Annotated in this window: 11 protein-coding genes; 5 read left to right on the forward strand and 6 right to left on the reverse strand. The window is 70.4% G+C overall.

What is annotated here, in order from left to right; genetic code table 11:
* Positions 1-29: 29 nt before the first annotated feature.
* Entirely contained in the window at positions 30-719 is a 690-nt protein-coding gene (gene ftsE / locus ACIBG7_RS02570; protein WP_357916926.1) for a cell division ATP-binding protein FtsE, read from the reverse strand.
* Positions 720-921: 202 nt separating this feature from the next.
* Between ftsE and ACIBG7_RS02575 the strand changes: the two genes are divergently transcribed.
* A complete protein-coding gene (locus ACIBG7_RS02575; RefSeq protein WP_357916923.1) occupies positions 922-1,110 on the forward strand; it encodes a hypothetical protein in 189 nt (62 codons plus the stop codon).
* Positions 1,111-1,148: 38 nt separating this feature from the next.
* Here the strand turns inward: ACIBG7_RS02575 and prfB are convergent, their stop codons facing one another.
* Positions 1,149-2,264, reverse strand: coding sequence for a peptide chain release factor 2 (prfB, locus tag ACIBG7_RS02580; protein WP_357916921.1), 1,116 nt, complete (start codon positions 2,262-2,264; stop codon positions 1,149-1,151).
* Between the two features lie 36 nt (positions 2,265-2,300).
* On the opposite strand from prfB, the gene ACIBG7_RS02585 reads away from it, so the two are divergent.
* Positions 2,301-3,320 (forward strand): hypothetical protein, encoded by a 1,020-nt coding sequence (locus ACIBG7_RS02585; protein ID WP_357916918.1) that lies wholly within the window; start codon positions 2,301-2,303, stop codon positions 3,318-3,320.
* Here the strand turns inward: ACIBG7_RS02585 and ACIBG7_RS02590 are convergent.
* From ACIBG7_RS02590 to ACIBG7_RS02605, 4 genes are all read right to left on the reverse strand, one after another.
* The gene (locus ACIBG7_RS02590; protein ID WP_397334939.1) at positions 3,317-8,179 is read right to left on the reverse strand and encodes an NAD-glutamate dehydrogenase; all 4,863 of its coding nucleotides are present in this window, start codon (positions 8,177-8,179) and stop codon (positions 3,317-3,319) included. The genes ACIBG7_RS02585 and ACIBG7_RS02590 overlap by 4 nt on opposite strands.
* A 35-nt stretch (positions 8,180-8,214) precedes the next feature.
* Positions 8,215-9,009, reverse strand: a complete 795-nt coding sequence (locus ACIBG7_RS02595; RefSeq protein ID WP_357916912.1) for a tryptophan 2,3-dioxygenase family protein — start codon at positions 9,007-9,009, stop codon at positions 8,215-8,217.
* A gap of 62 nt (positions 9,010-9,071) precedes the next feature.
* Positions 9,072-9,245, reverse strand: coding sequence for a zf-HC2 domain-containing protein (locus ACIBG7_RS02600; protein ID WP_357916910.1), 174 nt, complete (start codon positions 9,243-9,245; stop codon positions 9,072-9,074).
* Positions 9,245-9,766, reverse strand: coding sequence for a sigma-70 family RNA polymerase sigma factor (locus ACIBG7_RS02605; RefSeq protein ID WP_397334940.1), 522 nt, complete (start codon positions 9,764-9,766; stop codon positions 9,245-9,247). Before ACIBG7_RS02605 ends, ACIBG7_RS02600 begins: the two co-directional genes overlap by 1 nt.
* A 118-nt stretch (positions 9,767-9,884) precedes the next feature.
* Here ACIBG7_RS02605 and ACIBG7_RS02610 point away from each other — a divergent pair, with 118 nt between their 5' ends.
* The 3 genes from ACIBG7_RS02610 (at position 9,885) to ACIBG7_RS02620 (ending at position 12,558) form a co-directional block, all read left to right on the forward strand.
* Positions 9,885-10,502 (forward strand): DUF4142 domain-containing protein, encoded by a 618-nt coding sequence (locus tag ACIBG7_RS02610; RefSeq protein WP_397334941.1) that lies wholly within the window; start codon positions 9,885-9,887, stop codon positions 10,500-10,502.
* Entirely contained in the window at positions 10,499-11,791 is a 1,293-nt protein-coding gene (locus ACIBG7_RS02615) for a DUF1996 domain-containing protein (protein ID WP_397334942.1), read from the forward strand. The genes ACIBG7_RS02610 and ACIBG7_RS02615 overlap by 4 nt, the downstream gene beginning before the upstream one ends.
* A gap of 62 nt (positions 11,792-11,853) precedes the next feature.
* The gene (locus tag ACIBG7_RS02620; protein ID WP_397334943.1) at positions 11,854-12,558 is read left to right on the forward strand and encodes a hypothetical protein; all 705 of its coding nucleotides are present in this window, start codon (positions 11,854-11,856) and stop codon (positions 12,556-12,558) included.
* The last annotated feature ends 2 nt before the right edge of the window (positions 12,559-12,560 follow it).

A 12,560-nucleotide genomic window follows, 5' to 3' on the forward strand; every position in this document is an offset into this window, starting at 1 on the left:
TCCCGTCAGCTCCCTTGGTATCCGGATCCTCAGTACGCCTGGCCGTAGACGCCACGCGACTGGTCGCGGACGATCTTGCCGTCCTCCAGCTCCACGACACGCTTGCGCATCGAGTCGACGATGGCCGCGTCATGCGTGGCCATGACGACGGTGGTGCCGGTCCTGTTGATCCGGTCGAGGACCTTCATGATGCCGATGCTGGTCGCCGGGTCGATGTTGCCCGTCGGCTCGTCGGCCAGCAGGATCATCGGCCGGTTGACGAAGGCGCGCGCCATCGCGACGCGCTGCTGCTCGCCGCCCGAGAGCTCCTCGGGCATGCGGTGCGCCTTGCCTTCCAGACCGACCAGTTCGATGACCTCGGGCACGACCTTGCGGATGAACCGCCTGGGCTTGCCGATCACCTCTAGGGCGAACGCCACGTTCTCGTAGACGTTCTTGTTGGGCAGGAGCCTGAAGTCCTGGAACACGCAGCCGATGCGGCGGCGCAGGGAGGGCACCTTGAAGTTGGACAGCCTGGCGAGATCCTTGCCGGCCACGTGGATGGCACCGGAATTGGGTCGCTCCTCCTTGAGGATCAACCTCAGGAAGGTCGACTTCCCGGAGCCCGAGGGCCCGACCAGGAACACGAACTCGCTCTTGTCGATGTCTACGGAGACGTGGTCCAGCGCGGGCCTGTTCTGATTCGCGTAGACCTTGGTGACGTTGTCGAAATGAATCACGAGAGCATCACGGCGTACCAGTCTAGGGGCCAAGCTGGAGGGGAGGGTGGCACATGCCCACTTCCCACCGCTGACCTACCGGGGGCGTCCATCTTTACTGATGATCGACGTTCCGATTGGCTGGAGGACAGTCTAGGGGGAAGACTGGCATGGAACGTCCATAACGGAAACAAAACGATTGAGCGGCTACAGTGGAGGCACGATGAGTTGCGAACACCTTGTCTGCGCCGCCTGCGCCCACCCGGTCATCGAGGGACGCTGCGCCACCTGCCGCGCCAACCGCGAACGCCTGCACCGGCACGGCTTCGCCCTGACCCCGGCCATGGTCGCCGCGGTCCTTCTCGCCGCGCTCTTCCTCACGCTGGTGCTGCGGCAGTTGCTCGGCACCTAGCCGAAGCCGGCCGTACGGGACGGCCGGCGTCGCCCTGACTACTCCATCCCGGCTTCCTGGCGGCGCATCCAGCGGATCTCGCTCTCGATGAAGCCGTCGATGTCCCCGTCCAGGACCGCGGTCGGGTTGCCCGCCTCGGTGCCGGTGCGCAGATCCTTGACGATTTGGTACGGGTGCAGGACGTAGTTGCGGATCTGCGTGCCCCACGAGGTGGTCGAGGCGCCGCGCAGCTCGGACATCTTCTCCGCCTCCTCCTGCCGCTTGCGCTCCAGCAGCTTGGCCTGGAGGACCGCCATGGCGGTCGCCCGGTTCTGGAGCTGGGAGCGCTCGTTCTGACAGGAGACCACGATGCCGCTGGGCAGGTGGGTGATGCGGACCGCCGAGTCGGTCGTGTTGACGCCCTGGCCGCCGGGGCCGGAGGAGCGGTACACGTCGATGCGGAGCTCGTCCTCGTTGATGTCGATGTGGTCGGTCTGCTCGACGACGGGCACGATGTCGACGCCGGCGAAGGAGGTCTGCCGGCGGCCCTGGTTGTCGAACGGGCTGATCCGGACCAGCCGGTGCGTGCCGTGCTCGCCGCGGAGCGTGCCGTACGCGTAGGGGGCCTTGATGGTGAAGGTCGCGGACTTGATGCCGGCCTCCTCCGCGTAGGAGGTCTCGTAGACCTCCGTGGAGTAGCCCTTGCGCTCGGCCCAGCGCAGGTACATGCGCAGGAGCATCTGCGCCCAGTCGGCCGCGTCGACGCCGCCGGCCTGGGAGTTGATGGTCACCAGAGCCTCGCGCGAGTCGTACTCGCCCGACAGCAGCGTGCGGACCTCCAGCGCGTTGACGTCGCCGCGCAGCGAGTTGAGCTCCCGCTCGGCCTCGGCCAGCGTGTCGGCGTCGTCCTCCTCCGCGGCCAGCTCGAACAGGACCGAGAGGTCGTCGACCCGCCGCTGGAGCCCTTCGACGCGGTTGAGCTCGCCCTGCAGGTGCGAGAGCTTGCTCGTGACCTTCTGCGCCGCCTCGGGGTCGTCCCACAGATCCGGCGCGGCCACCTGCTCCTCCAGCTCGGCGATCTGCTTGCGCATCGCGTCGAGGTCGAGCACGTCCTTGATGCTGGCGAGCGTGCTGGACAGCTCGCTGATCTCTTCTGCCGGGTCTATTCCTGCCACGTCTCCCAAGGGTACGGCACGCCGTAACATATCGAGGTGCGCGCATACGGTCCGGTGGTGCTAGGCGCCGCCCTTCTGCTCAGCCTGACCGGCTGTTCCGCAGGCGACCGTCCGGCGACGCCGCCGACCCCGATGACCGTCAGCAGCAGCGCGACCGCCTCACCGACCCCCACCGCCGCGCCGCCGATCACCCCGGCCCAGGCGCTGGCGGAGTTCACCGAGTTCGCCCGCGCCAACGTCTGGGTGCGCGAGGCGGGCCTGATGCGTGACGCGCTGGAGCAGGTGACCGGCGGGCAGTCGTCGCTGACCGCGGCGGCCTTCGACTCGGCCGGCGGCCGGCCTGCCGCCTACCGGTGGGGCGAGCCGACGCTGCTGGTGCCCAGGCTGGCGCCCGGCGACAAGAACCCGTGGTTCTCCGCGATCGTGCCGCGCGACGGCAAGCCGACGCTGGTGACCTTCGCCCGGGGCGGCGGGCGCTGGCGGCTGACCTCGATGACGGTGTTGCGCAAGGTGCCGCAGGTGGAGATCGGCGCCGACGGGTATGCGACGCCCCTGGCCTCCGACGACGTGAGCGTGCGGATCAGCCCGAAGTACGTGGGCCCGCTGCACGCGACCATCGCCGAGGCGGGCTCGGAGGGCGTGGCCGGCAAGCTGATCGCGCCGGGCCCGTTCACCACCGAGATCGCCGAGAGCGACGCCCGCGACCGGGCGATGTGGCGGGACAGGGCCTACGACAACGACTCCACCTTCTCCACCGGCGACCTGCCCGTCTACGCGCTGCGCACGAAGGACGGCGGCGCGCTGGTGCAGTACTCCCTGACCCGCACGACGACGGTGACGCCCAAGACCACGGGCGAGGAGGGCGTGCCGATCCCCGTGCCCGAGCGCGCCCGCTGGGCGGTGGGCGACGTGGTCAAGCCGACCCGGCTCAAGCCGCTCAGCGTCAGCGAGGTGCACCAGTTCGCCACCGCCGTACCGCCCGCCGACGCCGAACACCCCGCCGACGTGGTCGCCCACGACGGCGGGGTGATCAAGGCTTCCGGCCCGACGGGCTAGTCGGCGCTGCGGGGCAGGCTGCTGGAGGCCACCAGCGTCCGCACCGCCCGGAGCGCGACCGAGAGGGTCGCCAGGTCGAAGTTGTCGCTCTCCCAGATCTCCGAGAGCGTCTGGCGGGCCCGGCCGACGGCGGCGGCGTTCGCCTCCGTCCAGCGGGCCAGCCGCTCCTCCGGCGCCAGGCCCGAGGCGCTCGACGCCAGCACGTCCTGGGTGAGCGAGGCGTGCGCGGCGTAGAGGTCGTCCCGCAGGGCCGAGCGGGCCATCGAGTTCCAGCGGTTGTCCCGCGGCAGCGCGATCACCCGCTCGCGCAGCCGGGCGAGCTGGAGCCGGTCGGCCAGGTCGAAGTAGACCTCGGCCACCTCGCCCACCGGTCGGCCGGTGAGCGAGGCGATCTCCACCAGGTCGAAGGTGGAGTAGGCGGGCACCATCGACGCGGTCCGCTCGGCCAGCTCCACCGGCACGCCCCTGGCCACGAAGGCGTCGCGGCGCTCCTCGAAGGCGGCCAGGTCGGGGCCGGTGAGCAGCTTGGGGATGTGCGCGAGCAGGCCGTTGACGCCCTTGACGAAGTAGCTGACCGCGCCGGCCAGGTCCATCGGCGGGCGCCGGTTGGTCAGCAGCCAGCGGGTGCCGCGCTCGGCCAGCTTGCGCGCCTCCAGCAGCATCGCGATCTGGGTCGCGGTGTCGACCTGGTTGTCCAGGCTCTCCACCGCGCGGAAGAAGCCGGGCAGGTCGAACACCTCGCGGGTGACCAGCCAGGCCTTGGCGATGTCCTCGGCCGAGGCGCCGGTCTCCTCGCCCAGCCGGAACATGAAGGTGGTCCCGGTGGAGTTGACCAGCTCGTTGGTCACGCAGGTGGTGATGATCTCGCGGCGCAGCGGGTGGTTGTCCATGTAGGAGCGGAACCGCTCGCGCAACGCCGACGGGAAGTAGGAGACCAGCCAGGTGGCCAGGTAGGGGTCGTCCGGCAGGTCGGAGCCGAGCAGCTCGTTCTCGGTGACCAGCTTGGTGTAGGCCAGCAGGACCGAGAACTCCGGCGCGGTCAGCCCGAGCCGGGCCTGGCGGCGCTCGGCCAGGATCTTGTCCGAGGGCAGGAACTCCAGCTCCCGGTTGACCAGCCCCTCGCGCTCCAGCTTGCGCAGGTAGCGGGCGTGGATGTGCAGCATCTCCACGCTCTGGGCGCGGGCCGCGGCCAGCACCACGTTCTGGGCGTAGTTGTCGCGCAGGACGAGCTGGGCGACCTCGTCGGTCATCTCGCGGAAGACCTGGTTGCGCTGCTTGTCGGTGAGCTCGCCGTCGCGCACCACCTCGTCCAGGAGGATCTTGATGTTGACCTCGTGGTCGGAGGTGTCGACGCCCGCGGAGTTGTCGATGAAGTCGGTGTTGACCAGCCCGCCGTTCAGCGCGAACTCGATCCGGCCGAGCTGGGTCAGGCCCAGGTTGCCGCCCTCGCCGACCACCTTGGCGCGCAGGTCGGCGCCGTTGACGCGCAGGGCGTCGTTGGCCTTGTCGCCCACGTCGGCGTTGGACTCGGCCGCCGACTTCACGTAGGTGCCGATGCCGCCGTTCCAGAGCAGGTCGACCGGGGCCTTGAGGATGGCGTTGATCAGGTCGTTGGGCGCCATCGAGGCGACCGGCTCCTCGATGCCCAGCGCCTCGCGGATCTGCGGGGTGAGCGGGATCGACTTGGCCGTGCGCGGCCACACGCCGCCTCCGGCGGAGATGAGGCCGCGGTCGTAGTCCTCCCACGAGCTGCGCGGCAGCTCGAACAGGCGCCGCCGCTCGGCGAAGGAGGTGGCCGCGTCGGGGTCGGGGTCGATGAAGATGTGCCGGTGGTCGAAGGCGGCCACCAGGCGGATGTGCTCCGACAGCAGCATGCCGTTGCCGAAGACGTCGCCCGACATGTCGCCCACGCCGGCGACGGTGAAGTCGGTGGTCTGCGTGTCGAGGCCCATCGTGCGGAAGTGGTACTTCACCGACTCCCAGGCGCCGCGGGCGGTGATGCCCATCGCCTTGTGGTCGTAGCCCACCGAGCCGCCGGAGGCGAAGGCGTCGCCGAGCCAGAAGCCGTACTCCTTGGCCACGCTGTTGGCGATGTCGGAGAAGGTGGCCGTGCCCTTGTCGGCGGCGACCACCAGATAGGGGTCGTCACCGTCGTGCCGTACCACGTCAGAGGGCGGGACGACCTTGCCCTCGGCCAGGTTGTCGGTGATGTCCAGCAGGCCGGAGATGAAGATCCGGTAGCAGGCCACGCCCTCGGCCAGCACGTCCTCGCGGTTGCCGCTCGCCGGGGGCCGCTTGACGACGAAGCCGCCCTTGGAGCCGGTCGGCACGATGACGGTGTTCTTCACCATCTGCGCCTTGACCAGGCCGAGGATCTCGGTGCGGAAGTCCTCCATCCGGTCGGACCAGCGCAGGCCGCCGCGCGCCACCTTGCCGAAGCGCAGGTGCACGCCCTCGACCCGCGGCGAGTACACGAAGATCTCGTACTTGGGCCGCGGCAGCGGCAGCACGCTGATCGACGGCGAGTCGAGCTTCAACGAGATGTACGGCTTGCGCCGCCCGTCCGGCCCGGTCTGGAAGTAGTTGGTGCGCAGCGTGGACTGGATCATCTCCAGGTAGGCGCGCAGGATGCGGTCCTCGTCCAGGGAGGCGACCTCGTCCAGCGAGGCCAGGATCTCCTCGGTGAGCGCGTCGGTGAGGTCCTGGCGGGCCTCCGCCGAGCGCCTCGGGTCGAGCCGCGCCTCGAACAGGCAGACCAGCAGCCGCGACAGCCGTACGTTGCCGGTCAGCACGCGCTCCATGTAGCGCTGGCTGAAGGTGGTGCCGGCCTGGCGGAGGTACTTGGCGTAGACCCGCAGGATCTCGACCTGTTCCCAGGTCAGCCCGGCCTGCAGGATGAGCGAGTTGAAGTTGTCGGCGGCCACCTGGCCGTGCCAGAGGGCGGCCAGGCCGTCCTGGAACAGCCGCTTGAAGTCCTCCCGGCCGACCTCGGGCGAGGGCACGTAGCGCAGGCCGAAGTCGTAGATCCAGGCGTTCTTGGTGGTCGGGTCGTTGTCGCGGTCCACCTCGTAGGGCCGCTCGTCGACGACCTCGACGCCGAGCCGCTGGATGAGCGGCAGCGCCTTCGACAGCGAGATCGGCGAGCCCAGCTTGTAGATCTTGAGCCGCCGCTCGCCCTCGGTGACGTCGTAGGGCTCGTAGAGGTTGATGCCGATCGCGTCGTCGTCCTTGCCGACCAGCTCCTCCAGGCGCTTGAGGTCGACCACGGCCAGCTTGGGCGGGAAGTCGGCCTTGTAGCCCTCGGGGAAGGCGGCCTGGTAGCGCCGGGCGAGCCGGGGCGCCTCCTCCTCGGAGGTCATCTCGGTCAGCGCGTCGGCCAGGTCGTCCTCCCAGGACCGGGTGATCGCGGCCAGGCGCGACTCCAGTTCCTCGACGTCCACCGCGGGCTGGGGCAGCGGCTTGCCGCGCTCGCCGCGGATGACCACGTGCAGCCGGGCCAGCGCCGACTCGCCGATCATCGCCGAGTAGTCGAGCGAGGTGCCGCCGAGCGCCTTGAGTAGCAGCTCCTGCATCTTCAGCCGCACCTTGGTGGTGTAGCGGTCGCGCGGCAGGTAGATCAGGCACGAGATGAAGCGGCCGTAGTCGTCGCGGCGCAGGAAGAGCCGGACCTGCTTGCGCTCGCGCAGCCGCAGCACGCCTTGGGCGATCGGCACGAGCTGCTCGACGGAGGTCTGGAACAGCTCGTCGCGCGGGAAGGTCTCCAGGATCTCGATGAGGTCCTTGCCGTCGTGCGAGTCGGGGGAGAGCCCGGCGGCCTCGATCACCTCGCCGAGCTTGCGGCGCAGCACCGGGATGCGGGAGATCGACTCGTTGTAGGCGACGTGCGTGAACAGGCCGAGGAAGCGGCGCTCGCCGACCACCTCGCCGTCGGGCGAGAAGAGCTTGACGCCGACGTAGTCGAGGTAGGCGCTGCGGTGCACGGTGGCCCGCGAGTTGGCCTTGGTGATGATCAGAAGCTGCTTCTCGCGCGCCTTGGCCCGCAGCTCGGGCGGCATCGCGGCGAAGCTGTCGGAGCCGGCCTTGTCGTCGCGCAGGATGCCGAGCGCGGCGCCCGGGACGGCCTTGAGGACCTCGCCGTCCTCGGAGCGGTCCAGGCGGTACTCCTTGTAGCCGAGGAAGGTGAAGTGGCCGTCGGCCAGCCAGCGCAGCAGGTCGATGCTGTCCTCGACCTCGGCCGGCTCCAGCGGCGGCGGGTTGACGCCCAGGTCCTCGGCGGTCTGGACGGCCAGCGCGCGCATCTTCACGAAGTCCTCGACCGCGTGCCGTACGTCGGCCAGGACCCGCTGGAGGTCGGCCTCCAGCTCCTTGAGCACGGCCGGGTCGGCCTGCCGGTCGATCTCGATGTGCATCCACGACTCGGTGGAGATCTGGCCGGTCACGTCCTCCTGGCCACGGCCGAGCAGGCGGCCGGTCATGTCCCGCCGTACCCGCATCTGCGGGTGGACCAGGAGGTGCACGCCGATGTCGTGGCGGTCGAGCTCCATCGTGACCGAGTCGACGAGGAAGGGCATGTCGTCGGTGACCACGTCGACCACGGAGTGGCCGGGATCCCAGCCGTTCTCCTCCACGGTCGGCGTGTAGGCCCTGACCAGCGCCCGCCCCTGCGGCCTGACCTCGGCCAGGTGCTTCTGGGACATCGCCGGGCCGTAAACGTCTACAGCATTGCGCTCGAGCAGATCCTCGGGCGCGACATGCCGGTAGTAGAGCCGGAGAAAGGCCGACGCCTCGTCCTCGGGCACTTCGGCGCATTGGTGCGCCGCGCGCTGGAGCAGTTCGTCCTTGGCCTCTTCGAGCGGCATCTCGCTCTCACTCCTTTGTGAGGGTTCATCCTTCGTTACAGCCATGCCCTTAGTTCCCACAGCAGGGGGAAGTAGTGCATGCGGGTCCGGCCCCGGAGGTAGGGGGCTCCCGTCGAGCCGCCGGTGCCGGATTTCGTGCCTATCTGCCGCTCGACCATCTGGACGTGCCGCATCCGCCACAATGCGGCCGTCTCATCGTGAGTCAGCAGATCCTCGGCCAGTTGCCACAGGTCGTCGTAGGTCCTGCGGTCCCTCGCCACGGTCAGCAGCGAACCCATGATCTCCGTGTCGGAGATGCCCAGGCCGCGCCTGGAGAGGGCGGTGAGATAAGCATCCCACAGCGTCGGCTCCTCCATACGGCGGCGCAGCCTGGCGAGTTCGCCCTCGCTGGCGTCCCGCAACCCGGTGAGGTAGCGGGCTTCCTTCAGCCCGGACAGGAACTCCAGCTCGCGGAACTGCACGGACTGGAACCCGCTGGCCGGGGCGAGCTTGGCCCTGAAGGCCAGGAAGTCCTGGGGCGTCATCGTCTCCAGGACCTCGACCTGCTCGACCAGCACGCGCTCGACCGAGTGCACCCGCCTGAACAGGTGCCTGGCCTGCCACAGTTCGCCGTTGAACAGGGCGTCGCGCGCGCCTTCGAGCTCGTGCAGGAGCAGCTTGAACCAGAGCTCGTAGACCTGGTGCACGGTGATGAAGAGCAGCTCGTCGGGGGCCTGCGACTGCGGCTCCTGCTGGCCGAGGAGCTCGGGCAGGCGGAGGTAGGCGCCATAGGACAGGCGCCCGCCCTCTTCACCGAACTGCCGGTCTGGCGGCACAGCGTCAACCGCCACCGAGGCTCCTCCCCCAAGAACTTGCCGGGCCCATGCCCGTACCGATACCACCCGAAAAGTGGTCAATCGTCAACGCGAGAGGGGTTCGACCTCAACTGATCTAAGGCGTCGGGGACCTCGGCGAGCTCGGCGAGCTCCCGCCGGCACTGCTCGCACCCGTCGAGATGGCGCTCGAAGGCCTCGTGCTCCTCCTCGTCGAGGACGCCGAGGACGTAGGCGGCCACCTCAGGATGCATCAGCCGGCTGCCCCCTTCTCGCGCAGCAGTTCACGGAGGGCTCTTATGGCGTAGTAGAGCCGTGATTTCACCGTGCCCGGCGGAATCCCCAGTATCTCCGCCGCTTCACTTATCGTACGGTCCCGCAGGTACGTCTGCTCGATGACTTCGCGGTGTTCTTCGGACAGCCGGGCCAGCGCGTCGCCGACCACGATCGCCGACAACGCCCGGTCGGAGGCGTCGGGCACCGCGATGCTGTCGGCCTCCGGCGGCTCGACCTCGGGCGGGCGCGCGCTGCGCCGGCGGCGGCCGTCGATGACGATCCGCCTGGCCACGGTCAGCAGCCACGCCCAGATGAGGCTGGGTTCCCAATACAGCCGGGCGGAGTTCCGCCAGGCCCTGACGATGGTCTCCTGGACGACGTCCTCCGCCCACTGGAGATCGTTTCCCGTGGATCTGCGCACGTGGCGCAGCAACGGGCCGCGGAACTGCTGATAGAGCAGCGCGATGCGTTGCTCCTCGTCCTTGGAGTGAGCTAACACGGCGCACATCTTTACACCTTCGTTACCGCATCGGTAGCCACTCCGATAACTCCAGTCATTTCTGACTATCTCGTCACAAGGCGTGAACTCTCGGGTCGGGGTCCGCGTACCTCGGGGCATGCGACGCCGATTCGCCGACATCGCCGCCACCGCGCTCACCCTCGGCGGTTTCGCGGTCGCGGCCGTCCTCACCGTCGTGCTCGTCCTGCCCTCCGCGGGCGAGCCCGCCACCTGGGAACCGCGCCCGTCGGGCCCTCTGGGCCCCGCCGACCGCGACTTCCTGATCAAGGTACGGCAGGCGGGACTCTGGGAGATCCCCACCGGCCAGCAGGCCCAGCAGCTCGCCGCCAGCGAGCGCGTCAAGGACGTCGGCCGGCACCTCGTCGAGGACCACACCAAGCTCGACGTCGAGGTCCGCAAGGTGGCCGCGGCGCTCGACGTGGACCTGCCCAGCGTCCCCAGCGCCGACCAGCAACGCTGGATGGCCCAGCTCTCCGCCCGGTCCGGCGCCGCCTACGACCGCGACTTCGCCAACCTGCTGCGCGCGGCGCACGGGAAGGTCTTCGCGGTCGTCGCCCAGGTCCGGGCCGGCACGCGGAACGCGGAGATCCGGAAGTTCGCCCAGCGGGCGGTCGTGGTCGTCATGCGGCACATGACCCTGCTGGAGTCCACCGGGCTCGTGGACCACTCGGCCCTGCCGGAACCGCCCTCACCCACCATCGGAGTGAAACCATGAAACACGTCCTGACGGCTCTGACGCTCGTGGCGTCCGGGCTGGTCGCGGCCTCGGTCACCGAGGTCGCCGCGGCGCCCGCCGCCCTCGCCGACCACTGCCTGCCGGGGTCGCACTCCCCCGCCGGCGGCCGCCTCCTCCCCGCCCCGCCCGAGCCTCCTTCGCCCAACCCGGACCCCCGCCCCCGGCCTCCTTCGCCCGACCCGGACCCCCGCCCCCGGCCGCCTTCGCCCTCACCGGACCGGCCCACCGACCCCGACCGGGGGAACCGGCCCGCCGATCCCGGTCCGGCCGACGGGTCCGCCGACCCTGGACCGGGCGAGCCGACGGGTGATCCGGGCGAGCCCACCGGGGACCCCGGGGACGACCGGGGCGGAGACCCCGATGCCGGCCCGTCCCCGAGCCCCTCCCCCAGCCCCACGGACGACCCCGGCGACGAGTGCGCCGACCTGGGCCCCTTCCCCGACGACTTCATCGACATCCGCCGAGTCCAGCCCAACGCCTCCGGCAACCTCACCGGCCGCGGCGGCAGCTTCACCTCCCGCTGCGGCACCAACGCCAACGGCCACCAGAACCCCGACAACTTCATCGTCGCCCCCGGCGTCCGCAACGGCGCCCACCACCTGCACGACTACGTCGGCAACCTGTCCACCGACGCCTTCTCCACCGACCAGTCCCTGGCCGCCGCCGGCACCACCTGCCGGCTCAACGACCGCTCGACCTACTTCTGGCCGGTCCTGCGCGACCGCCGCGTGGACGACAACCTGGGCGACCCCGACGGCAACGTCGGCCGAGTCCTGCGTCCCCGCCAGGCGATCATGCTCTTCCGCGGCACCGGCGAGCGGGTCGGCCCCATGCCGCGCTTCCTCCGCCTGATCACCGGCGACGCCAAGGCGGCCACGAACGGCGGCGCCAACGCCCGCGCCCAGTGGACCTGCACCGGCTTCACGAACCGGATCACCACCAAGTACCCGCTCTGCCCGCGCTTCAGCCAGGTCGTCCGCATCCTCGACTTCCCGAGCTGCTGGGACGGCCAGAACACCGACAGCGCCAACCACCGCACGCACGTCGTCTTCCCGCAGGGCGGGCGCTGCCCGCAGGGCACCCGGGCCGTGCCGCAGCTCCGCATGATCCTCACCTACTCGGTGGCCCCGGGCCTGTCCTACGCGCTCGACGCCTTCCCCGAGCAGAAGCACAACCCGGTCACCGATCACGCCGACTTCGCCAACGTGATGCCCGACCGGCTCATGGCCTTCGCCGTCTCCTGCATCAACCGCGGCCGCCGCTGCTGACCAGCCCACTCTGCTGAGGCCCCAGGGCAGCACCCTCACCGCGACCCCTGGGAGGAATCCTCATGCTGCACCGCCGCCAACCCCGGCACGCCCCGGCCGCCGCCGGACTGGACGCCCGCAACGTCCGCCTCGGCCTGATCGCCTCGCTCACCGCGCTCCTGCTGTCGGCCGCCGCACTCACCGCCTCGCCCCGCGGCCGCGAACTCCTCGTGCTGGCCGACTTCTACCTCGGCGTCCTCGCGCTCGTCACGCTCACCGCCACCGTCGCCCTCGGCCTGCTGGCCACCGAACGGGTCTTCCTCTCCGCGCCCAACCGGGTCCGGGCCCAGCTCGCCCACCGGCTGGCCGCGCTGGCCGGGATGGCCCTCCTGGCCGGGCACATCGCCCTCAAGTCCGGGCGCGGGCCCTGGCTCGGGCTGCTGGCCGCCGGGCTGCTCACCGTCGCCGCGCTCAGCGGGGTCGTGCGGGGACGCTTCGCCGGTACGGCACGGCCCGGGCTGTGGCGGGTGCTGCACGGCGCCGCCTACCTCGCCTGGCCGATCGCCGTCCTGCACGGGCTGACCGCCGGCCGTACCCCTGCGGCCTGGGTGACCTGGGCCTACTTCGGCTGCCTGGCCGCCGTGGGCGCCGCCCTGCTGGTGCGCGTCTGGGCCTCGGTGGCCCGGCCGCCTGCCGTACCCGAAGTGGTCGCCGAACCGGAGGCCGCCGCCGGGGAGCGGGGGCTGGCGCAGCCGGTCGAGCTGGCCAAGTACCGCAAGGCCGGCTGAGT

This window comes from Nonomuraea sp. NPDC050328 (genome assembly GCF_044459405.1).
In the GTDB taxonomy this organism is placed as follows: Bacteria; Actinomycetota; Actinomycetes; order Streptosporangiales; family Streptosporangiaceae; genus Nonomuraea.

Coding starts and splice junctions, on each gene's coding strand:
- ACIBG7_RS02610 (WP_397334941.1), top strand. CDS start 9,885: ATGCGACGCCGATTCGCCGACATCGCCGCCACCGCGCTCACCCTCGGC.
- ACIBG7_RS02575 (WP_357916923.1), top strand. CDS start 922: ATGAGTTGCGAACACCTTGTCTGCGCCGCCTGCGCCCACCCGGTCATC.
- ACIBG7_RS02615 (WP_397334942.1), top strand. CDS start 10,499: ATGAAACACGTCCTGACGGCTCTGACGCTCGTGGCGTCCGGGCTGGTC.
- ACIBG7_RS02620 (WP_397334943.1), top strand. CDS start 11,854: ATGCTGCACCGCCGCCAACCCCGGCACGCCCCGGCCGCCGCCGGACTG.
- ACIBG7_RS02590 (WP_397334939.1), bottom strand. CDS start 8,179: ATGCCGCTCGAAGAGGCCAAGGACGAACTGCTCCAGCGCGCGGCGCAC.
- ACIBG7_RS02600 (WP_357916910.1), bottom strand. CDS start 9,245: ATGCATCCTGAGGTGGCCGCCTACGTCCTCGGCGTCCTCGACGAGGAG.